The sequence below is a fragment of the Methylorubrum sp. B1-46 genome, assembly GCF_021117295.1.
Taxonomy (GTDB): Bacteria; Pseudomonadota; Alphaproteobacteria; order Rhizobiales; family Beijerinckiaceae; genus Methylobacterium.
The window spans coordinates 1,499,387-1,524,488 of sequence record NZ_CP088247.1 but is presented as its reverse complement, the minus strand read 5'-3'; the positions used below and the strand labels follow the sequence as shown (position 1 = coordinate 1,524,488).

General features: G+C 71.5%; 19 protein-coding genes. 6 read left to right on the top strand and 13 right to left on the bottom strand.

The genetic code is table 11. The features are described 5' to 3' along the window. Nucleotides 1-346: 346 nt before the first annotated feature. Complete coding sequence (gene bcsS, locus LPC10_RS07140) at nucleotides 347-1,159, bottom strand: cellulose biosynthesis protein BcsS (RefSeq protein ID WP_231346076.1); 813 nt, start codon at nucleotides 1,157-1,159, stop codon at nucleotides 347-349. 298 nt (nucleotides 1,160-1,457) lie between these two features. Further along, the gene (locus LPC10_RS07135; protein ID WP_231346075.1) at nucleotides 1,458-3,899 is read right to left on the bottom strand and encodes a response regulator; all 2,442 of its coding nucleotides are present in this window, start codon (nucleotides 3,897-3,899) and stop codon (nucleotides 1,458-1,460) included. A 420-nt stretch (nucleotides 3,900-4,319) separates the two neighbouring features. Between LPC10_RS07135 and LPC10_RS07130 the strand changes: the two genes are divergently transcribed. Continuing rightward, nucleotides 4,320-5,903: an amidase gene (locus LPC10_RS07130; RefSeq protein WP_231346074.1), complete on the top strand. Its 1,584-nt coding sequence runs from the start codon at nucleotides 4,320-4,322 to the stop codon at nucleotides 5,901-5,903. A gap of 191 nt (nucleotides 5,904-6,094) precedes the next feature. Then, entirely contained in the window at nucleotides 6,095-6,847 is a 753-nt protein-coding gene (locus LPC10_RS07125; protein ID WP_108939337.1) for a DeoR/GlpR family DNA-binding transcription regulator, read from the top strand. Between the two features lie 261 nt (nucleotides 6,848-7,108). Here the strand turns inward: LPC10_RS07125 and cydX are convergent, their stop codons facing one another. From cydX to LPC10_RS07110, 3 genes are all read right to left on the bottom strand, one after another. Further along, nucleotides 7,109-7,240, bottom strand: a complete 132-nt coding sequence (gene cydX / locus LPC10_RS07120) for a cytochrome bd-I oxidase subunit CydX (protein WP_108939336.1) — start codon at nucleotides 7,238-7,240, stop codon at nucleotides 7,109-7,111. 54 nt (nucleotides 7,241-7,294) lie between these two features. Then, entirely contained in the window at nucleotides 7,295-8,449 is a 1,155-nt protein-coding gene (gene cydB / locus LPC10_RS07115; RefSeq protein ID WP_231346073.1) for a cytochrome d ubiquinol oxidase subunit II, read from the bottom strand. Nucleotides 8,450-8,512: 63 nt separating this feature from the next. Continuing rightward, complete coding sequence (locus LPC10_RS07110) at nucleotides 8,513-10,102, bottom strand: cytochrome ubiquinol oxidase subunit I (RefSeq protein ID WP_231346072.1); 1,590 nt, start codon at nucleotides 10,100-10,102, stop codon at nucleotides 8,513-8,515. Nucleotides 10,103-10,201: 99 nt separating this feature from the next. Here LPC10_RS07110 and LPC10_RS07105 point away from each other — a divergent pair, with 99 nt between their 5' ends. The 3 genes from LPC10_RS07105 to LPC10_RS07095 all read left to right on the top strand — a co-directional run bounded on the left by LPC10_RS07105 (nucleotide 10,202) and on the right by LPC10_RS07095 (nucleotide 14,523). Continuing rightward, nucleotides 10,202-11,842, top strand: coding sequence for an ATP-binding cassette domain-containing protein (locus LPC10_RS07105; protein WP_231346071.1), 1,641 nt, complete (start codon nucleotides 10,202-10,204; stop codon nucleotides 11,840-11,842). Continuing rightward, nucleotides 11,842-13,482, top strand: a complete 1,641-nt coding sequence (locus LPC10_RS07100) for an ATP-binding cassette domain-containing protein (protein ID WP_231346070.1) — start codon at nucleotides 11,842-11,844, stop codon at nucleotides 13,480-13,482. Before LPC10_RS07105 ends, LPC10_RS07100 begins: the two co-directional genes overlap by 1 nt. 288 nt (nucleotides 13,483-13,770) lie before the next feature. Continuing rightward, a complete protein-coding gene (locus LPC10_RS07095; protein ID WP_231346069.1) occupies nucleotides 13,771-14,523 on the top strand; it encodes a Crp/Fnr family transcriptional regulator in 753 nt (250 codons plus the stop codon). A gap of 107 nt (nucleotides 14,524-14,630) precedes the next feature. On the opposite strand, the gene LPC10_RS07090 is transcribed toward LPC10_RS07095, so the two are convergent. The 8 genes from LPC10_RS07090 to LPC10_RS07055 all read right to left on the bottom strand — a co-directional run bounded on the left by LPC10_RS07090 (nucleotide 14,631) and on the right by LPC10_RS07055 (nucleotide 22,071). Continuing rightward, the gene (locus LPC10_RS07090) at nucleotides 14,631-14,957 is read right to left on the bottom strand and encodes a cytochrome c (RefSeq protein ID WP_231346068.1); all 327 of its coding nucleotides are present in this window, start codon (nucleotides 14,955-14,957) and stop codon (nucleotides 14,631-14,633) included. Next, nucleotides 14,957-15,769: a universal stress protein gene (locus tag LPC10_RS07085; RefSeq protein WP_231346067.1), complete on the bottom strand. Its 813-nt coding sequence runs from the start codon at nucleotides 15,767-15,769 to the stop codon at nucleotides 14,957-14,959. The genes LPC10_RS07090 and LPC10_RS07085 overlap by 1 nt, the downstream gene beginning before the upstream one ends. Before the next feature lie 237 nt (nucleotides 15,770-16,006). Then, nucleotides 16,007-16,936: a general secretion pathway protein GspK gene (locus LPC10_RS07080; RefSeq protein WP_231346066.1), complete on the bottom strand. Its 930-nt coding sequence runs from the start codon at nucleotides 16,934-16,936 to the stop codon at nucleotides 16,007-16,009. After that, nucleotides 16,933-17,562, bottom strand: a complete 630-nt coding sequence (locus tag LPC10_RS07075) for a prepilin-type N-terminal cleavage/methylation domain-containing protein (RefSeq protein ID WP_231346065.1) — start codon at nucleotides 17,560-17,562, stop codon at nucleotides 16,933-16,935. The genes LPC10_RS07080 and LPC10_RS07075 overlap by 4 nt, the downstream gene beginning before the upstream one ends. Beyond that, nucleotides 17,549-17,959 (bottom strand): type II secretion system protein, encoded by a 411-nt coding sequence (locus tag LPC10_RS07070; protein ID WP_231346064.1) that lies wholly within the window; start codon nucleotides 17,957-17,959, stop codon nucleotides 17,549-17,551. The genes LPC10_RS07075 and LPC10_RS07070 overlap by 14 nt, the downstream gene beginning before the upstream one ends. 35 nt (nucleotides 17,960-17,994) lie before the next feature. Continuing rightward, the gene (locus LPC10_RS07065; RefSeq protein WP_231346063.1) at nucleotides 17,995-18,513 is read right to left on the bottom strand and encodes a GspH/FimT family protein; all 519 of its coding nucleotides are present in this window, start codon (nucleotides 18,511-18,513) and stop codon (nucleotides 17,995-17,997) included. 185 nt (nucleotides 18,514-18,698) lie between these two features. Continuing rightward, nucleotides 18,699-21,401, bottom strand: coding sequence for an RICIN domain-containing protein (locus LPC10_RS07060; RefSeq protein ID WP_231346062.1), 2,703 nt, complete (start codon nucleotides 21,399-21,401; stop codon nucleotides 18,699-18,701). Nucleotides 21,402-21,429: 28 nt separating this feature from the next. Beyond that, nucleotides 21,430-22,071 carry an SCO family protein gene (locus tag LPC10_RS07055; protein ID WP_231346061.1) on the bottom strand — a complete coding sequence of 214 codons (642 nt, stop codon included), beginning with the start codon at nucleotides 22,069-22,071 and terminating at the stop codon, nucleotides 21,430-21,432. 644 nt (nucleotides 22,072-22,715) lie between these two features. On the opposite strand from LPC10_RS07055, the gene gspD reads away from it, so the two are divergent. Further along, nucleotides 22,716-25,100, top strand: a complete 2,385-nt coding sequence (gspD, locus tag LPC10_RS07050; protein ID WP_231346060.1) for a type II secretion system secretin GspD — start codon at nucleotides 22,716-22,718, stop codon at nucleotides 25,098-25,100. Nucleotides 25,101-25,102: the final 2 nt, after the last annotated feature.

The following is a 25,102-nucleotide window of genomic DNA, read 5'->3' as shown; positions in this document are numbered from 1 at the left end:
CCGGTTCATCATTCAAATACGACGATTTCCGGATGCGTTCACGCGTCCGCAGCCCAACTTTGCGAACAGGGTTGATGTCGCGCCGCAGAGCGTCCGGTCATCCGTAGAAAGATGCCTGCGACTTTGGAAGGACCTTCACGGAAATCGTGCGCGACGTTAAGGAATACATTCCTTTCGGCGCGGGTTGTACTCAATTGAGCGGAAATACTTCGCGCTGAGACGCCGCGGCAAGGCGGCGGATTGTCCATGCGGCCTCAAGGTCTGACCGCGTCCGGCACGCACCATCGGCGCGATGCGGCGGGCCGGGATTCCCAACCTGTCGAGGAGGGCGATGCGCGCCTTCCCCTCAGAAATTCGCCCGCGCCTCGATGCTCGAATAATAGCCCGTGCCCTGCACCCGATCTTTCACGTAACCGACCGCGAGTGACATCTGGACCGGGCCGAAGCTCAGGCCGGAGAGGTGGGCGCCGACGCGGTACTGGCGGAAGAAGTCGTCGCCGAGGAACAGCGCCTCCGGGCCGATATAGACGCCGTCGGCAACCATGTAGCCGACGCGGAAGCGGGAATAGTAGGCGTTGAACTTGGTCGAGTAGGAGCCGTAGGCCGAGACCATGGTCCGGTCGGTCGGCGTCGCGTAGAAGTTGCCGGCGACCTTCAGGCCGACGCCGGTTCCGACCACCGGGTTTCCGGGGTCGGGGATCGAGAGCTGGTTGCTGCGGACGTTGAAGCCGATATAGCCGGCGAGCGCCGCGTCCCGCCAGATCCACTCGTAGCCGGCGAGCAGCGAGCCCTCCTGCTGGTAGCCGGTGACGCGCCCCCCGACGGACTGCCCCGGATAGGAGTAGGTGCCGGCCACGCCCTCGACGCGCACCCGCGCGCCACTCACCGTCGGCGGGCTTCCCAGCGCCGTCGTCACCGTGACGGAGCCGAAGGCCGAGGAGTTCGAGGTGATGCTGGTCGAGCCGTCGACGGCCACCGCCCAGCTGTCGTCCACCGCCTGCGCCTGCGCGCCGGTGTACCAATCGACGCCGGCCGCCGCGGGGGTCGGGGCCGGCAGGTCGGCGGCCTGGGCCGGAACAGCGAACGCGACCGCGAGGCCGCAAGCCAGAACACGGAGATTCCCGGGAGTCCGTTGATGGTTGCGAGAAACCACAGCCATTCGATCCTCGGATACGCACATACTACGCACCGATTTATCGGGGTCCAAGGTTAACGGGAGCCTCCCGGAAAGCGAAAAAGCCTCGGTTCTCTCGGCCGACATCTTGTCATGCGGCGTTCGCTGATCGCTTCAGGATCCTCTTCCACCATTCGAGGCGAAGCCGAAGCAATCCAGGCCGTGACCTTTCCTGAAAGGCCGCGCACTGGAATCGCTTACGCCGAGCCTCGCGATGACGAGGAAGGCAAAGCCCAAGCGATCAGCCGGAGACCGCCACGAGCGTTCGCGAGGCCGCCCGGTGTCAGGCCGCCCGGACCTGCGGCGCCGCCGCGCTCAGCACCGCCGCGAGATCGTCGGGGCGGAACGGCTTGTCCAGTTGCAGGAACTGCCGTGCGGCCGCCGGCAGATGCCCGTGCGGGCTCGCCAGGATGATGCGAATGTCGGGATAGCGCTCGACCACCGTCGCGGCGAGCTGGAGGCCGGTCATCACCGGCATCGACTGGTCGGCCACCATGGCGTCGTAGGCCGCGCTCTCGCACAGGAGCGCCAGGGCGTGCTCGCCCGAGGCCGCCTGGACCACTTCGTGGCCGAGATCGGCCAGCGCCTCGGCCACGCTCGCCCGCACGAGGCTGTCGCTCTCCACGAGGAGGACGCGCAAGGCGGGCTGCCAGAGGGCCGGCTCCTTCGGTCGCCGCGCGGCGGCCTTGAGCCAGATCTCGGCGAGGAAGGCCTCCGCGCCGGTCCCATCCGAGATGAGGCGCCAGCCGGCGCCGATCCCGGCGAGGAGCCGGGCCACCGTCTCCAGATGTTCGGGATGCGGCGCCCGCGCCCGCCGGCCCGGCTCGTGCTGCCCGCTGGCGATGAGGACGCGCAGGCAGGGCCCCGGCGGCAGGCCGAATCCGGTCCCAGGCTCACCGGCATGCTCGCCAACCTCCTCGGCAGCGCCGACGGCGAAGCCGCGAAGCCCATGATCGCGGAAGTGAAAGGCGAGGTTGAGCAGGACGACTTCGAGGATGCGCTCGGCGCACAGCACCCGCGGCAGGTCACCGGGGACGCGGTTGATGACCGGCACGTCGCGCAGCACGTTGGCCCCCATGAAGGCGAGCGCCGCCTCGACGCTCGTGCCGAGGTCGCACTCGGCGATTCCCTCATCCTCGCCGCGCACGAGACTGAGCATCCGCCGGGTCAGCGCCGCCCCGCGCCCGGCGCCCGCCAGCGCCGCATCGACGAGGCGCGCCGGTTCAGGGCTCAGGCCGTGGCGGCGGCGCAGGGTGCCCAGATTGGCCGACACGATCGTCAGCACGTCGTTGAAATCGTGGACGATGCCGTCCGTCACCCGGCGCAGGACAGCGTTGCGCCGCCGCTCGTTCAGGCCGGCGGGCGTCTCCGAGACGCCGCCCTCGATCGCCCGGCTGAGGGCATGGATGCGGCGGCCGTCGCCGGCCTCGCGCAGGAAGCGCACCAGCACCCGCCGTTCCGCCTCGGGAGCCGGATCGGGGCCCTCGGCGCGGGCGCGCAGCACCACGTCGTGCGGCCCGTCCGCCCGGCGCGCGGCGTCGAGCGTGAGGTCGAGGAGCGGGCGATCCTCCGGCTCGAACCACGCGGCGAGGTCGGACAGGTCGGCGGCATGGTCCGCGGCCGACGCCGTGCCGGTCATGTCGGCATCCGACCAGACAACCCGGCGCGTTTCCGGATCGATCTCCCAGCAGGTCCAGCCGGACATCGCCTCGAAGGTCTGGAGGCGACCCTTGATCCGGTCGAGGCCGGTTCCCGCCAGCGCCAGCGCCGCCTCGCGGCTCTGGGAACGGCCGGCGACCGCCTCGCTCAGCGCGGCGAACTCGCGCACCGGCGATGCTGCGGCCTCGTCCGGCCCGGCCTCGCCCGCCGCGAGGCGCTGCAGCGGCTGCGCCGCCCGGCCGCCCAGGGCGTAGCCGAGCGCCCCGGCGGCGCCCACCACGGCCAGCGCCAGCACGAGGAGACGTCCGTCCGGGCGTTGGGCCATCGCCGCGCCCGGAGGCGCGGAGGCGGTCACCACCCAGCCGGGAGAGCCGAGTTCCCGCCCGCCCTGGACCGGTACGGAGGCCGAGCGGTGCTCGCCCCATGAGGTGGAGGCGGTGCCCGCGAGCACCCGCCCATCGGCGCCGCGCACGGTGAAGACGACCGCCTCGGGCAGGTCGAGCGCCCCGCGCAGGCGCGGGCCGATCTCGAGGAAGGCCGGGGCGGCGCGAAGCTGGATCCGGTCGGAACGGCCGGGCATCCCGAGAGACAGGATGACATCGAAGGGGGCCGTCTCGTCGCCGCTGTTGGTGGCGATGACGATTTCGGCGTTGCGCGCCCGCGCGAACCAGGGCTGACGGGCGACGCTGCTGCCGGTCCGGCGCGGATCGGCGGCGGCCCGCACGCTTCCATCCGCCCCGATCAGGGCGGCATCCCCGTAGCGCGGGTTGAGGGCGAGCCAGTCGCGCAGCAGGGCGGCGCGGTCGGCTTCCGTCAGGGCGGGGTCGCCGGGGCGCAGCAGCAGCGCGAGGGTCCGCGCATCCGCGACGCTGCCGTGAAGTTCCGTATCGACCGCCTCGGCGAAGGCCCGCGCGCCGGCCTGGGCGGCCCGCTGCGCTCCGTCCGCGGCCGGGCTGGCGCCGAGCAGGGCGGTCCCGATCCAGGCGAGCAGCAGCGCGCCCGCCGCGATCAGGGCGAGCTGGGCCGCGTTCAGCACCTTGAGCGAGATCCGGACGGAATCCAGCATACGGGAGCTCCGCCGGCACAGCCGGCCGGCCGCAGGGAACCGGGATTGGCCTGCCTGCCCGATAGACGAGGGCGGTCAGCGCTTAAGGGCCGGTTAACGCTGGCCGCATTGCCCGCGATTGGAGGCGACGGTCCCTCGGATGAACCACGCCGCGCACGGCCCTGCGTGCGAAAACCGCACCCGCTCGGCTGGCAGGCGGGGCGCATTCCGAATCGGATGCCAGGTCGGTCAAAGCCATTTCGAGGGTTTTGTGGCTTTTGTGGCATGGCCCTTGCCAGAGGGCACCCGCCGGCCGTGAGGGCCGGTGACGGCGAGCACGCGAATCCGCACTCATACCCCCGAGCGGACGATTCTCGTGAGCGGTTCCAACGGGACGGAGCCGGCCTCGTCGTCTTCAAAGTTGCGGAGCGCGAGATCGAGATGAACGCAATGGCCCTTTCCGTCGCCGTCGCCCCCGAGATGGCCGAGGATGCGCTGGCGGACCACCTGATCGAGATGACGGTCGAGGATTGCCAGCGTGCCTTTGCCGAGGGCCGCGTCACCGCGGAGGCGCTGGCGGCGGCCTTCCTGGCACGGATCGAGACCTACAATCCGCGCTACAAGGCGCTCATCGTGATGAATCCGCAGGCACTCGACGACGCCCGCGCCATCGATGCCCGCCGCGCGGCGGGCGAGGCGCTGGGACCGCTCGCGGGCGTGCCCGTGGTCATCAAGGACACGATGGACATGGCCGGCCTGCCGAGCACCGGCGGCTGGCATTTCCTGAGCGCCGAGGCCGGCGGCGTCGATCTGATCCCGGCGACCGACGCGCCGGTGACGGCGCGGATGCGCGAGGCCGGCTGCGTCATCCTCGGCAAGACCAACGTGCCGGTGCTGAGCCATACCGGCAGCCACGCCAACGATAGCTGGGCCGGCCCCACCCTCAATCCGGCCGCGCCCGACCGCATCCCCGGCGGGTCGAGCGCCGGTACGGCCACGGCGGTCGCCGCGAGCCTCGCCGTCCTGGGACTGGCCGAGGAGACCGGCGGCTCGATCCAGAACCCGGCCTCGGCGCAGGGGCTGGTCGGCATCAAGCCGAGCTTCGGCCTCGTGCCGAATGCTGGGGTGATGCCGCTGGCCGGCAGCACCCGCGACGTGGTCGGGCCGATCACCCGCTGCGTGCGCGACGCCGCGCTCACCCTCGACGCGCTCGCCGGCTACACCGCCGCCGACCCCAAGACCGTGGCCGGCATCGGCAAGCGCCCGGCCGGCGGCTACGCGGCGGGCCTCGACGCGGGCGCGCTGGCGGGCAAGCGCCTCGGCCTCTACGGGCCGGGCTGGCGCGACCTGCCGCTCTCGGAGGAGGCGGCCGCCCTCTACGTCCGCGCACAGAAGGAATTGGAGGCCGCCGGCGCCACTCTGGTGGCCGACCCCTTTGCCGGCACGGGTTTCGCCGCCATCGCCGAGCCGACGCCGGGCCTCGTCTACTTCGATGCCCGCGGTTTTGAGTCCGCGCCTTACGATCTCCAGCTCTACCTGGAGCGGATGGGCCCGGACGTGGCGATCCGCAGCTTCGCCGCCTTCGCCGAGGCGACGAAAGCCGAGGATGCCTTCGCACCGGGCGGCGTGCTGCACCCGATCACCAACCTGCCCGGACTCGCGCCCTGCCTCGCCGACCCGGCGAGCCCGCCCGACCTCTCCGACTTCCTCGCCGCCCGCGAGGCCTATCTCGCCCTATTCGACCGGGTGATGGCGGAGCACGGGCTCGACGCCCTGGTCTTCCCGCAGATGCGAGCCGAACTGCCGCCGCTGCACGGGCCGGGCACGCTGCTCGAGACCACGGTCTGCGAGATCAACATCGCCGGCCTGCCGGGGGTGACGCTGCCAGCCGGTGCCTACGCCTCCGGCTCGCCGTTCAACCTGATCTTCGTCGGGCGGATGTGGAGCGAGGGCGACCTGCTCGCCTGCGCCTACGCCTACGAGCAGGCGACGCATCACCGCCGCGCCCCGACCCTCGACGCCTGATTCTTCAACTTGGGCAGCAGGCCCGTCCGGCTCCCACGGGGCCGGGCAGGCTTGCCCTGTGATCTTGCCGTGCGGACCTGCCGTGCGGGCTTGCACGGTGTGGTCCTTGCACCCTGTGCATGTGTTGAAATTGTGCGCGACCGACCTGCATCCCCGGCGCTATCCTGGCCTCAAAGGGGGACAGGGCCGGGATGCTGACCGATCATCGCCACGAGGAGATCCTCTCGCAGCTCGCGCAGACGGGGCGCGTCGGCGTCACCAGCATCGCCGCCACCCTGGCGGTCTCCGACGAGACCATCCGGCGCGACCTGAAGATGCTGGAGGAGCGCGGGCTCCTGCGGCGCATCCACGGCGGCGCCGTGCGGCCGCGCCTCGATCAGGAGCGCCCGCTCACCGAGCGCAGCGGGCTCAACAGCCGCGAGAAGGGCCGCGTCGCCGCGCTGGCCGAGGGGCTGGTGGAGGACGGGATGTCGATCTTCATCGACACCGGCACCACGACGCTGGCGCTGGCCCGCCGGCTAACCACCCGCAAGCTCACGGTGACGACGAATTCCGTCGACCTCGCGCTGCTGCTCGCCGACAGTCCGGCCCGGGTGAACCTGACGCCGGGCCGGCTGCGCCCGAACGACAACGCGCTCGTCGGCTACGACACCGTGGACTACGCCCGGCGCCACTTCTTCGATCTCGCGATCATGGGCATCGCGGCCTGCGACCTCGCCCAGGGCTGGATGGATTACGAGGAGCACGAATCCGTCCTGCGCCGGGCGCTGCGGGGCCAGACGCGGCGGGCGGTGCTACTCGCCGATTCCCGCAAGTTCGGGCGCCAGGCCAACCTCCAGACCTTCGATCTCGCCGCGCCGCTCACCGTGGTGACCGACCGGCCGCCGCCCGAGCCCTTCGCCGACCGCTTCGGCCGGCACGACATCGATCTGATCTGCGGCTGAGGGCCTGTTCGGCTGACCTTCTCCGGCGCGCGCCCCGCTCCTCATGCTGAGGTGCCGAGCGATAGCTCGGCCTCGAAGCACGCCAGAACCGCCGATCCCTTGGCACCAGCCGACTGGGACAAGCGTCGCGGCGTGCTTCGAGGCTGCTGGCGCAGCACCTCAGCATGAGGATCGTGGTGATCGCCGGAACAGATCGATCACACCGGCTCCGAGACCGGTCCCGAAGCATCACCTTACGCGGTGATCCTCGGGCATGACGCCTCACGGCGTCGGCAGCGTCGGCGTCACCTCGGGCGGGGTCTCGCGCACGGCGCGCAGCTCGTACCAGAGGGCGTTGAGCACGCCGAGTGCGGCGGCGAGTCCGAGGCCGAGGATCCAGGCGAAGTACCACATCGTCGCGTTTCCTGAGGCGAGAGGAGGCCCCGGCGATACCCGGGGCCGGGATCGTCAGTAGGCCGCCGAGCCGGGGGCGGTGATGTCGCGGTCCGAGACCTTGCCCCACAGCACCCGGTAGACCCAGGCGGTGTAGACGAGGATGATCGGCAGGAAGACCACGGTCGCGATCAGCATGTTGCGTAGCGTCGCCCGGCTGGAGGAGGCGTCGAACACGGTGAGTGCGTGGCCCGGATTCGTGCTTGAGGGCAGGATGACCGGGAACATCGACAGGCCGACGGTGGCGATGATGCAGGCGATGCCGAGACTGGAGGCCAGGAAGGTCAGCCCCTCGAACCGGGCGCGGAAGCCGAGCGCCGCCAGCAGCGGGCCGGCGATGCCGACGAGCGGCACCAGCGCGAGCGCCGGATGCGCCCGGAAGTTGGCGAGCCACGCGCCGGCATCCGCCACGACTTCCTTGGTCAGAGGATTGGACGGGCCGTCGCCGGGGAGCGGCGTGACCACCCGGTAGCCGCCGAAGGCGCCGGCCCAGACCAGCAGGCCGCCGAGGGCGAACAGGACGGCGGTGGCGAGCGCGGCCTTGAGCCCGATGGCACGGGCGCGCTCGGCGACCGGCCCCTCGGCCTTGAAGGCGAGCCACGCCGCGCCGTGCGCCACCAACATCGCCAGCGAGACGAGACCGCACAGCAGCGCCAGCGGGTTGAGCAGGCCGAGCAGGCTGCCCGCATAGATCGGGCGAAGGTCGCCCGTGAAGTGGAAGGGCACGCCCTGGAGCACGTTGCCGACGGCGACGCCGAAGATCAGCGCCGGCACCGCGCCGCCGACGAACAACGCCCAATCCCAGCGCGCCCGCCAGACCGCGCTCTGGCGCTTCGAGCGGTATTTGAACGCAACCGGCCGCAGGATTAGGGCGAACAGCACGAGGAACATCGCGAGATAGAAGCCGGAGAAGCTCAACGCGTAGAGCGCCGGCCACGCGGCGAAGATCGCGCCGCCGCCGAGCACCAGCCAGACCTGGTTGCCTTCCCAGGTGGCGGAGACGGTGTGGATCGCCACCCGCCGCTCCACGTCGGTGCGGCCAACGAAGGGCAAGAGGGCGCCGACACCGAGATCGAAGCCGTCGGTGAGGGCAAAGCCGATCAGCAGCACGCCGAGCAGAACCCACCAGACGAGGCGCAAGGTTTCGTAGTCCGAGAGAAGGGCGAGCATGAGGGAGACTCCTCGGGGAGGGGCCGGCGCGGCGGGGCTGGCCGGCAATCAGGAGGGGAAGAGCTACTCGGCGGCGACGAGGCCGGTCTCGTTCCGGTTGGCGCCGGCACCGGGGAAGAGCGCGGCCGGGTCCTCGGCCAGGGTCTCCGGACCCTTGGCGATGGCGCGCAGCATCAGTTGCACCTCGATCACCGCCAGTACGCCGTAGACGAGGGTGAAGCCGGCGATGGTGATGAGCAGCGAGGGGATGCCGAGTTCCGAGGTGGCGAGCGCGGTCGGCAGCACGCCCTCGATGATCCAGGGCTGGCGGCCGAACTCGGCGACGAACCAGCCGAACTCAATCGCGATCCAGGGCAGCGGCAGGGCCAGAAGCGCGGCCCGGAACAGCCAGCGCGGCGCCTCCGCTTCGCGGGCGGTGTACCAGAGCGCGGCCCCGAACAGGCCGATCAGCAGGAAGCCGCAGGCCACCATCGCCCGGAAGGTGAAGAACAGCGAGGGCACGTGCGGCACGGTGGTCCACGCCGCGCGGTCGATATCCGCGTCGGTCGCCTTCAGCGGATCGCCGATCAGCGGCTTGAGGAGCTGCGCGTAGCCGAGATCCTGTTGCGTCCGGGCGAACTCGGCGCGGGCCGCCTCATCCTTGCGGTCGGCCTTGATCCGCTCGAGGGCGGCATAGGCGACGAGCCCGTTGCGGATGCGGTCCTTGGCGTGCCCGACGAGTTCGGTGATGCCGGGGATTTCGGTCGTCAGCGAGCGGGTGCCGATCAGGCCCATCGCGTAGGGAATGTGGAGCGCGTAGCGGGTGGTGCGGTTCGCCAGATCCGGGACGCCGAAGGCGGTAAAGGCGGCCGGCGCGGGCTCCGTGTGCCACATCGCCTCCATGGCGGCGAGCTTCATCTTCTGGTGGTCGGTGACGGCGTAGCCGCTCTCGTCGCCGAGCACGACGACGCTGAGCGCCGAGGCGAGGCCGAAGGCCGCCGCGATGGCAAACGAGCGCTTGGCGAGTTCGAGATGGCGCCCGCGCAGGATGTAGAAGGCCGAGACGCCGAGCACGAAGACCGCGCCGCAGACATAGCCGGCCGAGACCGTGTGGACGAACTTCGCCTGCGCCACCGGATTGAAGATCACGGCGGCGAAGTCGGTCACCTCCATGCGCATCGTGTCGGGGTTGAAGGCGGAGCCGACCGGGTTCTGCATCCAGCCGTTGGCGATCAGGATCCAGAGCGCGGAGAAATTCGTGCCGAGCGCCATCAGCCAGGTGACGACGCAGTGGGCCAGCGCCGAGAGCTTGTCCCAACCGAAGAAGAACAGCCCGACGAAGGTCGCCTCCAGGAAGAAGGCCATCAGGCCCTCGATGGCGAGCGGCGCGCCGAACACGTCGCCGACATAGTGCGAGTAGTAGGCCCAGTTCATCCCGAACTGGAATTCCATGGTCAAGCCGGTCGCCACACCCAGCGCGAAGTTGATCCCGAACAGGAGGCCCCAGAACTTGGTCATGTCGCGCCAGATCTTGCGGCGCGTCATGACGTAGACCGTCTCCATCATGGCAACGAGGATCGAGAGTCCGAGCGTCAGCGGCACGAACAGGAAATGGTACATCGCCGTCAGCGCGAATTGCAGGCGCGACAGATCGACGAGCAGCGGGTCGGTCATGGGAGGCTCCTTGTCCGATGCTGCCTCTCGCGCCGCCGCGCTTTTGCATCCTTGACGCAGATCAAAGCCGCTCCGGTGGCCCAAGCCGCACAAGGCGGCATGACCCGTCGATCCCTCCGCGCCCGCTCCGGCCGCGCCGCGTCCGAACCCGCGGCGCTCACCCTCGCCCGAGGGGCGGCGCGGGCCGGCCTGTCGCGCCTCCACGGGCTCCAGGCCCTGCGCTGCGCCGTGACGCTGGGGCTCGCCGTAGCGTTGGCGCGGCTCGCCGGGGCGCTGATCGAGACGGGCGAATGCGACGGCCTCGCGCTGGGCGTCGCCGGGGCCTGCCTCCTGGCGGTTGCCGGCCTGGCGCGCGCGATCGAGGCGCGCAGTGCCGCCCTGGAGGCGGAGGTCGCCGTTGCTCTGGTCGATGCGGCCGAGGCGCGGCTCGCGGCCATGCCGGCGCGTGTTGCCGCCGACCTGCCGCGCGGCGCGGTGATCGCCGGCCTGCAGCGGCATCCCGGCGCGCTCGCCCGGCTCGTCGTCGGCCACGCGGCGGCGCGCAGGATGATGGGGCTCGGGCCGGTGCTGACGGCGGGCGCGGTCGCCTTCGTCTCGTGGCAGGCGGCCCTGGCGCTGCTGCTGGCCACACCGGTGATGATCGTGTTCTTCGCCCTCGTCGGCGGCATGATCCGCGACCGGGCCGCAGCCCAGGAGGCGGCACTCGGACGGCTCGCTACCCAGTTCGCCGACCGGGTGCGGAGCCTGCCGACGATCCTCGCCGCCCACGGCTTGCCCCGCGAGACGGCCAAGCTTGACCGGCGGCTCCAGGCCTATGCTGACGGCACTATGGGCGTGCTGGCGGTGGCCTTTCTGAACGCGGGCGTGCTCGACTTCTTCGCCTCGCTCGCCATCGCCATCCTGGCGGTGTTTCTCGGGCTCGGCCATCTCGGCCTCGCCGAGATTCCGGGTTTTGCGCATCTGGCGCTGTGGCAGAGCCTGCTGATCCTGCTGCTCGCCCCCGAATATTTCCTGCCGTTCCGCCGCTACGCCGAACTCTACCATGCCAAGGCGGAGGGAGAGGCCGCCGCCGAGGCGCTCGCCTGGGTGTTTTCGGAAGAGGCCGAGCCGAGGCCCGAACGCGGCGTGGTTCCGGCGGCGGGTGCCCGCGGCCTCGTCCTGCCCCATGCCGGGTCCGTCGCCGATTTCGACCTGCCGGAGACGGGGCTCGTCGCCGTGACTGGGCCGAGCGGGGCCGGAAAATCGACCCTGCTGCGGGTGCTGGCCGGCGTCGAGGCGCCGCTCGCCGGGGCTTTTCGCCTGCCGGATCAGGACCATCCGGCGACCTGGGTGTCTCTCGACATGCCGATCCCCGCCGGCACGCTCGGCGTGGCGATCGCGGACGGTACGCCCGCGACGCCCGAGGCCGTGACGGCGGCCGCCGAATCGCTCGGCCTGAACGACGATCCGCACTGGCCCGGCGGCCTCGACGCCCCCGTGCGGGCGGGCGCCGAAAACCTCTCCGGCGGCCAGCGGGTCCGGGTCGCCGTCGCGCGCCTGCTGCTGCGGCCGGGCCCCGCCTTCTGCGACGAGCCCACCGCCAAGCTCGATCCCGACAACGCTGCGCGGGTGCGCCGGGCCCTGGCTGCCGCCGCCCGCACCCGCCTCGTCGTCGTGGCGACCCACGATCCGATGCTGGCGGCGATGGCCGACCGGCGCATCGCCCTTGGGGCCCCCGTTTCCGAGAAGCAGGCCGCCTGATGCGCACCCGCTCCGACACAATCTCAACCGATCCGATCCCCGCCGGCTCGACCCGAGCCTGGCGCCTCGCCTTCGCCCTCGCGGCCCTGGCGCTCGCCGCGAACCTCGCGCTCGCCGGCACTGCCGTGAGCTTCCTGGCGGCGGTGGCCCTGGCCGGGGCCGGGCCGGCGGCCTTCGCCTTCAACTTCCACCACCCGGCCGCCCTGGTGCGCCTGTTCGCGATGCTGCGCACGGCCTCGCGCTACGGCGAGCGCATGGCCGGCCACCGCGCCGCGTTGAGCGATCAGGTTCGCCGCCGCGCCGGCCTGTTCGCGGCGCTCGCGCGAGCGCCGGAGAGCCGCGGCGCCGGCTGGCAGCTCGGCCGCCCGGAGCGGCTCGCCGACTTCATCGACGACGTGGCCGATGTCGATTACGCCCGGCTGCGCGTCGGCTTCCCCCTCGCCATCACCGGTGCGGCGCTCGCCGGCCTCACGCTGCTGACCGCCTTCATCGCACCCCTTGCGCTCCTTCCCGCCGCCGCGCTCGCGCTGGCCGGGGGGCTCGTCGCCCGGCGCACGCTCGCGCGGCTCACCGCAACAGAGGCTTGGGTCCGAAACGCGCGCCGCACCGCCGCCACCGCTCTCGGAGCCGCGCTGGCCGGCGCCGTGCCCCTTGAGGCCGAGGGGCGGCGCGGCCCGGCCCTGCGGATCGCCCTCGACCCGCTGCGCGATGCCGAGCGCGAGGCGGCCTGCGGACGGCGGGCGCTGGCCCGGTTCGAGGCCGTGCTGGCGCTGGCCGGCCCGGCCCTGGCCCTCGCCGTGCTCCTCGCCGCCTGGGGCGCGGGCGCCCGCGGCACCGCGCTCCTGCCCACCGCCTTCCTCGCCTTCGCTTGGCTCGCGCTGGCCGAGCCGATCCTGGCGCTGCCGCGGGCCCTGCTCGGCTCCGTCCGCGCCCGCCTCGCCCGCCCCTCGCTCGCCCGCACCGCCCTCGCCTCCGAGGTGGGCGCCGCTGCGGAGCCGGCGCCCCGGCCCGGTCCGGCCCGCGGCGCCCTGACCCTGCACGGCCTGCGTCTGCGGGCGCCGGACGGGCGCGACCTCGGCCCGGCGCGGGATCTCGCCGTCCTGCCCGGCACGCCGCTGACCCTCGTCGGCGCCAGCGGCTGCGGCAAGACTACCCTGCTGAAGGCGCTGGCCGGCTGGAGCGCGGACGAGCCCGGCGCGACGATCCAGCTTGCCGGCACTGCTCGTCCGGCGGCCGAGCGGCGGGCGCTGACGCATCTGAGCCTGCACGATGCCGCGATCCTCTCCGATACCGTGCGCGAGAACCTGTTCGCACCCACGGCCTCCGACGCGGATCTGTGGGCGGCGCTGGAGGCGGTCGAACTCGACGCCCGCCTCCGCACCGGCGGCGGTCTCGATACCTGGATTGCCGAGGGGAGCTTGTCGCTGGGCGAAGCGCAGCGCCTCAATCTCGCCCGTGCGCTCCTGAGCCCGGCGCCGGTCATCCTGCTCGACGAGCCGGCCGAGCATCTCGGCGACGATCAGGCCGCGCGCATCCTCACGCGCCTGCTCGCCCGGTGGCGCGACCGCATCGTCGTGCTGACAAGCCACCGCCCCGATCTCGGGCTGCCCGGACGCCGGGTCTCCCTCGGGCGGGATTGAGGAGAGCCGACGCGGGATCGCGCCCGCCGCCGTATCCGGGAGATCGCCGCGTCGCGCCTCGCGCGTCGGCTTCCGAGGCGGCCAAGATCGGTGCAACGATCCCGATAACAACGAGAACGAAGAAAGGGCGCATCCGGAAGAAAGGTCGCGCGCCCGTCGCCGTAATGCGGCGGCCTGATCCGTACCTCATCCTCGACGCGTTTCGGCCGGGCCCGGTTTCGACTTCACAAGCGGCGCAGGCGCAGGCTATTGAATCGGCTTGAGCGTGCCGCGGGCGGGAGGTCTCCGATGCAAGGCTCTGCCGAGAGCAGCGGTGTCCAGCCGATTTCAGTCGGGCACGCCTGCGTCCACGACCGGTCGGAGAGCGGCTGCGCCGCGTGCAAGGTCCGCCTCGTCAGCGTCTGTGCCGCCCTGACGCACGAGGAACTCGCCGGTTTGGAGGCGCTGAGCCAGACCGTCCATCTCGATCCGCGCCAGGCCCTGTTCCAGCAGGACGACCGGGCGGGCGCCGTCTACAACGTCACCGAGGGCGCCTTGCGCCTGTCGCGGCTCCTGCCGGACGGGCGGCGGCAGGTGATGGGCTTTGCCATGGTCGGCGACTTCCTCGGCCTCGCGCTGCCGGAGCGCTTCACCGTCACCGCCGAGGCGCTGGCGCCGACGACGCTGTGCCGGTTCGAGCGGCGCGCCTTCGCCGGCCTCGTGGCGCAGACCCCGCACCTGCTGCAGCGCCTCTACGAGCGGGCCGGCCACGAGCTGACGCTGGCACAGGATCACATGATGCTGCTGGGCCGACGCACCGCCGAGGAGAAGGTGGCGAGCTTCCTGCTCGGCCAGCGCGCGCGCTACGGCCGCATCGGCCACGATTCCGTCACTGTCGAGCTGCCGATGGGCCGCCAGGACATCGCCGACCATCTCGGCCTCACCATCGAGACGGTGAGCCGGATGCTGACGAGGCTCGACCGGGAGAAGGCGATCCTGATCGTGCCCGGCGGGGTGCGCCTGCTGGACCCCGCCCGGCTCGAACATCTCGCGGCGAACTGAGGCCCCTAGCCCATCGTCCCGAAAGGTGGTCACCGGCTTTCGGAAAAAGGCGATGCGGAAACAAGAGGATAGAGCATCGTGCCGGATCTGATATCCGGCACGATGCTCTATCGTTCGAGGGTCTGAAGATAGCTGATCAGCGCCTGCGCCTGGTCGGGATCGAGCCGGAATTCCGGCATCGACGGGTGGCCCGTGGTGATGCCCTCGGCCAGCGCCTCGCTCAGATCCGTGACGGGATAGCGATGGTGCAGCTCGCGGAAGGGCGGCGCCTCCGCCAGGGGGCTCGCGCCGACCCGGCCGATCGCGTGGCAGCGGGCGCAGTGGGTCCGCGCGATGGTCTCGCCGCGCTGGGCGCGGGCATCGAGGGCCTGGGCCGCGGCCGGCAGGGCGATCAGGCCGAGGGCGAGGATCGAGAGGGCGGTCGGTCGGCGCATCAGTGACACATCAGGCAAGGGAGGGGGCTGCGTTGCAGCATCTCGTGGGTGACGCCGCCGAACAGCCACTCGCGCAGGCGCGTATGGCCGTAGGCGCCCATCACGATCAGGTCGGCCTCCTGCTTCAGGGCGAAGCGCAGGATCTCGTCGCCGTCGCTGACGACGGTGCGCAGCAGGTGCGTCGTCACGGAGGCGCCGTGGCGGGCGAGGTGGCCGGCCACATCCTCCGCGCCCTCGTAATGGGCGCCCTCGCCGGTGCTGGCGACGAAGACCTGATCCGCCTCGCGGATGAAGGGAAGGGCGGCCGAGACCGCCCGGCGCGCCTCTAGGCCGTCCTTCCAGGCCACGACGATCCGGGCGCCCCGAAGGTGCTCGACGCGCGGGGGCACCACCAGAACCGGGCGGGCGGCCTCCATCAGGACGGGGCCGGGCGAAACGCCGAGGGCACCGGGCGCGGCGTCTTCGGGGCCGCGGCGTCCCACCACGACAAGGTCGGCCGCCCGCGCCTGCTCGACGAGATGGGTGATCGGGCCGGCCAGGGCCTCGCGCCAGTCGCGGCGCAGCGGCGCGTCGACGGAGCGCTCGAACAGATCCCGCGCCTGCGCGAGCGCGGCGCGGGCCTTCTCCTCGAAGTGCGGCTCCTCGTCGTCGATCTCGCCGATATCGCGCACGTAGTCCGGTGCCGGCACCTTGCAGGCGGCGGCCCCGGTCAGCGTCGCCTCGAAGCGCCGCGCGAGGCCGGCGGCGAGCCGGACGCGGTCCGCGGCGGCCCCGCCGAGATCGACCGAGACCAGGATGTTCGCGTAAGCCAATCTCGCCTCCTGGGGCTTCCCCTTCCGCTCGACGGCGCCATCCTTGCCGGCCGCCCGGCACGGATGCCTTGATCCAGCGCAAGGCGGTCGGTGGGCGCGACGGCCTGGGCGGGTGCCGCCCGTCTCAGACCAAATCCGGCTGATCCCTTCGGGATGGCGGATTGGGTCACCGCTCAAGCGCCGCGCGGGCTTGCTGAGACCACCTCCGGTCGATGGGCCGGCTCCGTCCCGCCTGCGTCACTCCGGGCCGCCCGCCCTCAGGGCGGCCGCGACGGTCGCGCAGGCGCGGTGCGAGAGGGCGGCCGCCGTCGTGACGGTCGAGGCCTGCTGCCAACTCAGGAAATCCGTGCCCGTGCGCGTGCCGCCCAGCGCATAGATTGCCGAGCGTCCCGCGCGCGTCCCGGCCTGTTCGACGACGACCGACATCCGGAAGTACTGGCGCGGGGACGGGACGGGCCCGGCTTGGCGCAAGGACCCGTCGAGGTGGGAGGGGCGCAGCCGCGCCACGAGGGCGGCGAGATCGAAGCGGCCGCCCTCGTTGTAGACGGTCAGCACCGGCCTCAGGATCGCGGCGATGTCCGGTGTCATCGAGGGAAGCCGCTCGATCTCGTCCACGCTGGCGAAGGGCGCGTTGCGCGGCCCCCAGGGGAGACCGCGCCCGCGGTATTGCGACCGCTCGGCGCCGCCCGTGGGTTCGGGGACGTCGTCGGCGTCGCGGTAATCGACGATCTCGGCGGCGACCGCGAGGACCGTCCGGTCCGGCACGCCGAGCCGGCGGAAGGCGTCCTCCATCGCCGGCCGCGGGGTCCGGTTCAGGTCGATCAGGCGCCCCTGGTCCTGCAACGACACGAAGGCGGTCCGGCTGCCGCCCAAGGGACAGGCCACGACGGTGCCGTCCTCGGGAAAGTCGAGGCCGGCGAGACGATAGGCCCGCCGCACGCCGAGATCGTAGGCGATCAGGCGCGTGATCCCATCGGCGATGCCCTGGAGCTGGACGATCCGTCCGCGCGCCTGCGTCAGGGCCGTGCCGGAGCGGACCTGAAGCAGCGCCCCGGCCAGGATCGCGCTCACCACGGCGAGGATGCCGAGGACGGACAGGAGAACGAAGCCGGCCTCTCCCTCCCGCCCCTGTCCCGTGCCGGGCCTGCCTATCCAGGAGGGATTCATCGCCGGTTGCCGAGGGCGATGACGAGCGGGGTCCAGCGCCGCGGGTCACGGGGGGCGAAGGCGATCCGGATCTCGACGAGCCCGGGCAGGCGGCCGGACGCGTCTCCAATCGGCTGCCAGGCCGGATGCCAAGTCGGCGGGGTGCGGTCCTTGAGCGTCCCGAAATAGCGGATCGACAGGCCGGTAATGCCGTGCAGCAGAACCTCCGAGGGGGCGGCGGGGTCGCCCGAGGGCACGGCGCCCGGCAGGCTTTCGAGCGGCGCGCGACTCTCGACGAGATCGAAACGGCCGTCGCCCCGCGCAAGACCGCTGAGGGCGACGGTGAGATCGAGCGGTCGTTCCAGGGCCTGATCGGCGCCGATCGCGGCCCGCAGGCCGTCCGGCCCGCCCTGCAGCACCGGGCCGGTCCCGTCGATGCGACGCGGCGTGAGGCTGCCGAGCGTCCGGCGCAGATGCTCGCGGACGGATTGCACCTCCTCGGCGGTCGCGACGGCGCCGGCCGCCGCGGTGGCCGTGCCCGCCACGCGGATCGCGCCGACGAGCAGCGTGGCGAGCAGTGCCGCGAGCGCGAGGCAGACGATCATCTCGATCAGGGTGAAGCCGGCCTCCGACTCAGCTTCGGCCATCGGGCTCCCCCGAGACCAGCGTGGTGTAGATCGCCTCGCTCCCCGGTTCGCCCCGGAACACCTCGATCAGGAAGAACGGGGGGACCTGCATCCGGCCGAAAGCAGGACGGGTGTCGGTGACGCGAAGCGTCCAGGCCCGGCCGTCCGAGAAGGCGCCCCGGCTCAGCCCGGGCCGAAGCGGGCCTGCCGCGGCGTGGCGCAGGGCGATGCCCTCGGCCTCGTCGAGGCTGACGCGGGCCGTGTCGAGGCGCCGGATGCCGGTGGCGGTCATGCCGGCGATCTCCAGGGCGATCAGGGTGCCGAGGCTCGCCACCGCGAAGGCGACGAGCACTTCGGCGATGGTGAAGCCCGCCTCCGTCTCTGCCGGCTGCGCCGGCCCGGAGCCGGCGCGCCGCATCGACCGGAGACGTCGCTGCAATCGGTGCCACCGGCTCACGGCTGAGGCTCCCGGCGCACGCGGCCGGTCAGGGGCGCCACCGTCACGGTCGCCCCAAACCCTGCCCCCGGCGCGGCAAGCACGATGCGGCCGCCCGAGGCGCTGCCGTCCGGCAGGAGCCTGATCTCGCCCGGTGCCCCCCAGGACGACGGCGGAACGGCGACGCTGACGTGGAGGGACTCGGCCGGGATCGGCGCGGCGCCCGGACGGGAGCTGAGGAAGCGGCCCGCCTCCGCATCGTAGACGAGGCGGCCGGTCCGGCCCGTGCGGAGCGCCTCGGCCCGCAGCCGGTCGATCTCGGCGGCGACCCGGTCGGCGATCCGGCCCGGCTGGCGCGCGGTCTCGCCCAGGACGACGGAGCGGGTCCCGAGGGCGACGGCGGCGGCAAGGATCGCCAGCGTCACCAGCATCTCGATCAGCGTGAAGCCGTCGCACCCGCATTCTTGTCGTCGCGTCGTCGCTGTCCGAAAGCCGGCGGCCGCCTTTCGGGACGATGCTCTCGCTCCGTCGCTCATGGGCGGCTCCTGCTCCCCATCGTCTGCCGGTCGGTCCTCTCGCTTCCGGATCGGCCGATGCTACGACGCATTCCTTTCGGATCGTTGTGAGGCCGGCGTCCCGCAAGCACGGGATCGGGCACGGCTTCGCTCTCCCCGTCGGAGCGTCCCGCCGCGCCGTGTCCGGCGTCGGCGGGGCGCGGGTCTCACTGGGTGAGAGTGGCGCTGGAGAAGGTCTGGTTGCCGCCGCCGTGGCAGGCCCACACCGCCGTCGTCGCGCCGGGTTGCGGTGCGATCCCGAGGACGTCGAGGCAGAGATTGGGCGCTGCCGCGGTGGTCAGAGCGTTGCCGCCGCCTTGCGCCCGCGTCGTCCAGGCCTGGTTGGTGCCGCCGTGGCAGGCCCACTGGAAGACCTGCGTGCCGTTGGCGACCGGCGGCCGCAACAGGCTCACGTCGAGGCACTTGCCGCTGGCGGCGTTGACGAGGGCGGAGCCTCCCGCGGTGGCCCGGACGCGCCAGCGCTGCTCGGCGGCGCCGGTGCAGGCCTGCTGGGTGACCGGTGCGCCGTCATTGCCGTTGCCGGCCGGCACCGAGAGGCACAGCCCGGAATGCGCGGCCCTGAGCGGAATGCCGGCCGTGTTGCCGGCTCCGCCGCCGGTGGCAGTGCCCGAGAAGGTTTGGTTGCCGCCGCCGTGGCAGGCCCACACCACCGTCCCGGCTCCAACCTGCGGCGTGGCTCCGAGCACATCGAGGCAGAGGTTGGCGGTAACCGAGATATAAGCGTTGCCGCCGCCTTGCGCCCGCGTCGTCCAGGCCTGGTTGGTGCCGCCGTGGCAGGCCCATTGGAACACCTGCGTGCCGGGGCCTGCCGGCAGGCGCGCCAGGCTCATGTCGAGGCACTTGCCGCTGGCGGCGTTGACCAGCGCGGAACCGCCCGCGGTGGCTCGCACCCGCCAGAGCTGCTCGGCGGTGCCGGTGCAGGCCTGCTGGGTGACCGGTGCGCCATCGTTGCCGTTGCCGGCCGGCACCGCGAGGCACAGCCCGGAATGCGCGGCCTTGAGCGGAATCCCGTCGGTGCCCGGCGCACTGCCGGGCCCTGTTCCGGGATCGGTTCCGGGGTTGGTTCCCGGACTCGGGCCGCCCGTCCCCGGGCCGCCATCCGCGATCGGGCCGGTCCCGCCGGGCGTCGCCGGGGTGCCGAAGATCGGTGTCGTCGATTGCGGCGGCGCCGCGACCGGGCCGACCGCGAGGATCACGCCGGGGGAGGGGACGCCCTTCCGGTCGATCGCGATGAGCTGATAATAGCCGGGCGGTGCCACGTTGCCGGAGGGCGGGCCTTTGAGCGAGACGGTCTGATCCGTCTGGGTGAAGGTCACCGGGTAGCGGCGCTGCGTGAAGTTGAAGCTGTGCGTGACCTGGCTCAGCCCGATCAGCACCACCTCCGCGATCTCGTCCCGCGACCCGAGCTCGAACTGCATCGTCTGGCCGTATTGCAGCCGGTTCGTCGTCAGGCTGAGGATCTGCGGACGCGGCGCCAGAACGGCGCGGCCGTCCACCTGCGTGAACAGGTAGGGCGGATAGTAGAACTCGGCGTTCTCGTTGACGACGGGGCCCGGCGCGCCGCCGCCGGCGATGACCAGCGCCCCGTTCTGCAGCAGCAGGGCCGAGGAGTGGTAGCCGCGATAGACCGCGCCCGAGGCGCCGACCGACCAGCGGCCGGTCTTCGGATCCCAGCTCTCGCTGGAGAGCACCACGTCGCCGCCGCCGCGATCGTTGTACCGGCTGCCGCCGGTCACGAGCACCTGACCCGTGGGTAGCACCGTCGCATTGGCCCAGCTTCGTCCCGTGCTCATCGGCGCGGTCTCGGTCAGGACGGGCGTATCCCCGTTGATGTCGATCAGCGTGGCGCGGCTGCTCGACAGAAAGCCCTCGCCGTTGGAATAGGCGTTGCCGCCGACCTGGATGATCTTGCCGGGCTCGTACATCGCGGCGGTCGAGTTCGGCCCGACATTCGGCGCCTCGATGGCCGTGCGGGCCTCGTGCTGTGCCTCGCGGAACGGCAGGGTGCGGACCGATCCGTTCCCGGCCGTGTCGAGGTACCACATCGTCTCGGAGGAGATGCCGAAGACCTGTCCGTTCGGCGCGATCCAGGCGCGGGGATACCAGAACCGGTTGAAGTCCGGGCCGAAGGCCGCCCGGCTGTTGGCGCCGAACAGGCTGCGCCACCGGGTGCCGTCGTAGACCTCGGGGGTCATCCCGGTCATCCAGCCGCGGCCGATGTCGCCGTTGGGATCGGCCCATCCGCCGAGATAGGGATAGGAGCCGCCCACGATCACTTGCTGGCCGTTGGGCAGGGTGAGCATGGTGGAATAATAGCGGTCGCTGGCCAGTTGCGCCGTCGTGGCGGTGACTTTGTCGGCCGCCGCGTTCAGCACCGCGCTGCCCCTGTCGTTGCCGTCCTCGAAGATGCCGCCGGGGATCAGGAGCGAGCCGTCCGCCTGGAAGGCCTGCGCCCCGCAGAAGCTGTTGACCCGCCGCGGCCCCGGCAGGATCACGTGGCTGTTGCGGTCCAGGCCGGTATAGGGATTCCAAATGGCGAAGGTGCGCCCGTCCTGGATTTCGGGCTTGCCGCTCGCGGTCCCGAAGGACACGATCTTGCCGGTGGGCAAGAGGCCCATATGGATCGCGTTCAGCGGCCATTCGCGCACGCCCGACCACATGCCGAGGGTCGGGGCGCTGTCGGGAATCTGGAGGCCGGCGAAGAGCGGGTCCTGCACCGGGTTGACGACGATGCCGAAGCGGGCGGCTTCGGCGGAATGCAGCCCGCTCGCGAGCATGGTGGCCGAGAACAGGGCCGTGCGGCGGGCGCGCGCCCGCCGCCGGCCCTCGGCCGGATTCGGTCGTGTCATGATGTACTCCCCCTTTTGGATTGAAAGATCAGGCCGGATCGCGGACCGCGCCGCGCGCCGGGCGGCCGATTCCGTTCTCGAAGGTTTCGAGGAGGGTGAGGTCCTGCAGCAGGCGCGGCCCGTCGAGCGGATCGCTGCCGTAGGCCATCGCCATCCGGCCGGTCCGATCGAAGACGAGGATGGTCGGCGGCGGTTCGGGCAGGGCGGCGGGTGGGTAGCGCAGCGCCGCGGCGAGCGCCGCGGTCGAGGCGGCGTCGCTGTCGAGGAAGCGCAGCCGCGTCGCCTTGCCGACCAAGCCTTCGGCGAAGGCGCGCAGGCGCGCCGGGTCGTCGCGGGCGGGATCGGTGCCGATGCTCAGGAAGGTCACCCGCTCGCGCAGGGGCGCCGGTAGCGCCTGCGCGAGCTTGTCGAGGTCGAGAACGCGCACGGCGCAGGCGATCGTGCAATCCGCGTGGACGAAGGACACGACGACGAGCCGGTCGCGCAGGGATTCGGGCTGCAATCGGTCGCCATGCTGGTCCAGCCGCCGGGGCGGCGCGGTGCCCGGCCAGAGGAACGCGTCGAGTTCGCTGCGCGGCGCCGGAGCCGGCTCGGCCCCGACCGGCATGGACAGGGGCAGAGCGGCGGCCAGGGCAAGACAGAAACCCACTGCAATGATTTTCGTCGACATCTTCAGCATTGATCGAGAGGCGACAGGCGGTCGCGCTGAACTTTGCAAATGATGGTCGGGAAAAGTTGACGAGGGGTAAGACTTGTTCTGCAAGGCCGAAACCTCGTCCGATATCCTGAATGAAGTCTAAGGATCGGATTGCAAGATCGGGTCCTGCCTCAAAACATCAAAACCGAGTATTTTTGGAACGGTTTGTGAGGATCTGTTCCCGCGGGGATCTCATTCTGTTTCCAAATCGAAACGGCAACATTGTGCATTAGTGAGTGGCGGGCGGCGGGCGTAAGGGTGGTACAGAAGAATATTCGAAACAAACTCGCAGGATGGACGGGCTGCGGCGCGGCTCCCGGCCGTAGCGAGGAAGCCGAAGCGCCGATCAGTCTTGGAATTTGCAACAAATGATACCTTGAAAGGCGAATCTTATGGGCTGCCTATTGCTCAAATAGGCAGAAAAACCGGCACGGGTCGACAATGTATACGCTTAATGTCGCTGTCATTGTTTTCGGTTTGTATTGAAAAATCGCGAAGGCGTGGCGTGCTAATCAGTCGTGTGAAATGGGAGAAGTCGCCCCTCAACAACTCGTTAACCATAAATCCCTAACGTTCCGGTCAGCGAACAAGCCAGGGTGCGAAGGATCGGCGACGGCATGAGGTGGGGGGCATATGTCGTCGGGGCGGCGCTCGTCTTCGCCGCTGGCGCGGCGCTCGCCGCCGAACCGCTGGGGGGCGCCTATCCGGCCGCTCCGGCGCCCGAGCCCGCGCGGCGGGGATCGGCCGGGATCGTCGTGCACGGCACGGACCGGTTCGTGGGCGGCGAGACCCCGGTCCGCGCCCCGCTCCCCGGCGGCATGGTCACGCTCAACCTCGTCGAGGCCCCCTTGCCGGTGGCGGCGAAGGCGGTCCTCGCCGATACCCTCGGCTGGGGCTACACCCTCGACGAGCGGGCCTCGGGCACGCTCACCCTGCAGACGGGCGGCCCCGTCACCCGCGACGCCTTGCTGGCGATGTTCGAGACCGCGCTCGGAAGCCGGGGGCTCGTCCTGCGCCGCCGGGGGCGCACGGCCCTGATCGCGCCGGCCGGCGGCACGGGGGTGCAGCCGGTCCAGGGGCCGGGCGCGGAGGCCGGGGCCGTCGTCGTCCCCCTGCGCTGGATCGCGGCGGCCGAGATGCAGGCCATCCTCGCCTCGGTCGCCCCGCGCGAGGTGCTGCTGCGGGCCGATCGCACGCGCAACGTGCTGATCCTGTCGGGGGACGCCGGGCAGATCCGGGCCCTGCGCCAGACCATCGAGGTGTTCGACGTCGACTGGATGCGCGGCATGTCGACGGCGATGCTGCCCGTGCGCAGCGCCAATCCCCGCACCATCGCCCGCGACCTCTCGCAGATCTTCAACGCGGAGGCCGCCGGGACCGGCGACATGATCCGGTTCGTGCCCAACGAGGCGCTCAGCGCGATCCTCGTGGTCAGCTCGCGCGCGGTCTATCTCGACCGTGCCCGCGCCTGGCTGGAGCAACTGGAATCGCTCGCCGCCGAGCGGGAGCGACAGCTCTTCGTCTACCGCATCCAGAACCGCTCGGCCAAGGAACTGGCGCAGGTGCTCCAGGGCGTCGTCGCGGCCGAGACCGGCATGCCGGTCGGCACCGGCATTGGAACCGCGGGTTTCGGAGGGGCGGGCCTCGGGGCAGGGAGCTTCGGGGCAGGCAGCTTCGGGGGCGGCATCGGCTCGGACATGTCCGGAACGGGCATTGGGGCGGCCGGATACGGCGACCCGTCGACCCTTGGCGCAGGGGCGGCCTCGGGGAGCCAAGCCTCGGCGCAATCCTTCTCGAACCAGCCCTCGGGAGGTTCGGGGTTCGGAGCGGGGGCATCTGCGGCGGGCTCGGCCTCGTCCGGTCACGGCTTCGGGCAGGCCGGAGCCGGCCTCGCGCCGGGTGCCGCAGGCGGCGCCTCGACCTACGGCGCGGCACCATCTGCGGGGGGCTACGGCGCCGATCCGGGCACGATGGGCGGCTATGGCGGGGGTTATGGCGGGGGCTATGGACGGCGCGACGCCATCGGCATCGTGGCGGACGAGGCCAACAACAGCCTCGTCATCTCGGCCACGCGCAACCAGTACGACAAGATCCTGCGCATCCTCGGCCGCCTCGATGCGATGCCGACCCAGGTGCTGCTGGAGACCGTGATCGCCGAGGTGACCCTCAACAACGACCTGCGCTTCGGTGTACAGTGGTTCCTGAACAACGGCCGCTCGCAGTTCAACAACATCCAGAAGGACACCTTCGGCAACGGGTCCATCGCCGGCACCGACGCGCTCATCAAGGCCGCGGCGCGGGGCGTGCCGGGCTTCAACTATCTGCTCAACGCCGCCGACTTCAACGTCGTGCTCAACGCGCTGCAGGGCGTGACGCGGGTCAACGTCATCTCCTCGCCCAACATCACCGTGCTCGACAACCGCACCGCCAAGCTGCAGGTCGGCGATCAGGTGCCGATCGTACAACAGACCGGCCAGAGCGCCCTGTCGGCGAACGCGCCGATCCTCAACCAGATCGAGATGAAGGATACCGGCGTCATCCTCTCGGTGACGCCGCGGGTGAACAAGAACGGCCTCGTGGTGCTCGACATCAACCAGGAGGTCAGCGACGTGGTGAAGACGACGACCTCGGACATCAACTCGCCGACCATCCGGCAGCGGCGGCTGGCGACGAGCGTCGCGGTGAACGACGGGCGCAGCCTCGCCATCGGCGGCCTCGTCCAGGAGAAGGCCCAGATCCGCAGCGAGATCGTCCCGGTCCTGGGCGACCTGCCCGTGCTCGGCCCGGCCTTCCGCAACCGGATCGACGAGCGCGTGCGCACGGAATTGATCGTGTTCATCCGGCCCAGGGTGATCCGCGGAACGGCGGAGGCCGACCGCATCGCCGAGGATTTCCGTCAGCAGCTCAAGGCGATGATGCCGATCCGGCCGGTGCCGGCCCCGCCGCCGATGGCGGCCTCGCTGCCGGGCACCGAGGGGATCCTGCGGCGGATGATCGACTGATC

What these genes read in the sequence shown, in the direction of transcription:
- gspD (WP_231346060.1), top strand. Translation starts at nt 22,716, where the DNA reads ATGAGGTGGGGGGCATATGTCGTCGGGGCGGCGCTCGTCTTCGCCGCT.
- LPC10_RS07100 (WP_231346070.1), top strand. Translation starts at nt 11,842, where the DNA reads ATGCGCACCCGCTCCGACACAATCTCAACCGATCCGATCCCCGCCGGC.
- LPC10_RS07070 (WP_231346064.1), bottom strand. Translation starts at nt 17,959, where the DNA reads ATGCGGCGCGCCGGCTCCGGGCCGGCGCAGCCGGCAGAGACGGAGGCG.
- LPC10_RS07130 (WP_231346074.1), top strand. Translation starts at nt 4,320, where the DNA reads ATGAACGCAATGGCCCTTTCCGTCGCCGTCGCCCCCGAGATGGCCGAG.
- LPC10_RS07125 (WP_108939337.1), top strand. Translation starts at nt 6,095, where the DNA reads ATGCTGACCGATCATCGCCACGAGGAGATCCTCTCGCAGCTCGCGCAG.
- LPC10_RS07135 (WP_231346075.1), bottom strand. Translation starts at nt 3,899, where the DNA reads ATGCTGGATTCCGTCCGGATCTCGCTCAAGGTGCTGAACGCGGCCCAG.
- LPC10_RS07065 (WP_231346063.1), bottom strand. Translation starts at nt 18,513, where the DNA reads ATGAGCGACGGAGCGAGAGCATCGTCCCGAAAGGCGGCCGCCGGCTTT.
- LPC10_RS07060 (WP_231346062.1), bottom strand. Translation starts at nt 21,401, where the DNA reads ATGACACGACCGAATCCGGCCGAGGGCCGGCGGCGGGCGCGCGCCCGC.
- LPC10_RS07075 (WP_231346065.1), bottom strand. Translation starts at nt 17,562, where the DNA reads ATGGCCGAAGCTGAGTCGGAGGCCGGCTTCACCCTGATCGAGATGATC.
- bcsS (WP_231346076.1), bottom strand. Translation starts at nt 1,159, where the DNA reads ATGGCTGTGGTTTCTCGCAACCATCAACGGACTCCCGGGAATCTCCGT.
- LPC10_RS07110 (WP_231346072.1), bottom strand. Translation starts at nt 10,102, where the DNA reads ATGACCGACCCGCTGCTCGTCGATCTGTCGCGCCTGCAATTCGCGCTG.
- LPC10_RS07080 (WP_231346066.1), bottom strand. Translation starts at nt 16,936, where the DNA reads ATGAATCCCTCCTGGATAGGCAGGCCCGGCACGGGACAGGGGCGGGAG.
- LPC10_RS07105 (WP_231346071.1), top strand. Translation starts at nt 10,202, where the DNA reads ATGACCCGTCGATCCCTCCGCGCCCGCTCCGGCCGCGCCGCGTCCGAA.
- cydX (WP_108939336.1), bottom strand. Translation starts at nt 7,240, where the DNA reads ATGTGGTACTTCGCCTGGATCCTCGGCCTCGGACTCGCCGCCGCACTC.
- LPC10_RS07095 (WP_231346069.1), top strand. Translation starts at nt 13,771, where the DNA reads ATGCAAGGCTCTGCCGAGAGCAGCGGTGTCCAGCCGATTTCAGTCGGG.
- LPC10_RS07090 (WP_231346068.1), bottom strand. Translation starts at nt 14,957, where the DNA reads ATGCGCCGACCGACCGCCCTCTCGATCCTCGCCCTCGGCCTGATCGCC.
- cydB (WP_231346073.1), bottom strand. Translation starts at nt 8,449, where the DNA reads ATGCTCGCCCTTCTCTCGGACTACGAAACCTTGCGCCTCGTCTGGTGG.
- LPC10_RS07055 (WP_231346061.1), bottom strand. Translation starts at nt 22,071, where the DNA reads ATGTCGACGAAAATCATTGCAGTGGGTTTCTGTCTTGCCCTGGCCGCC.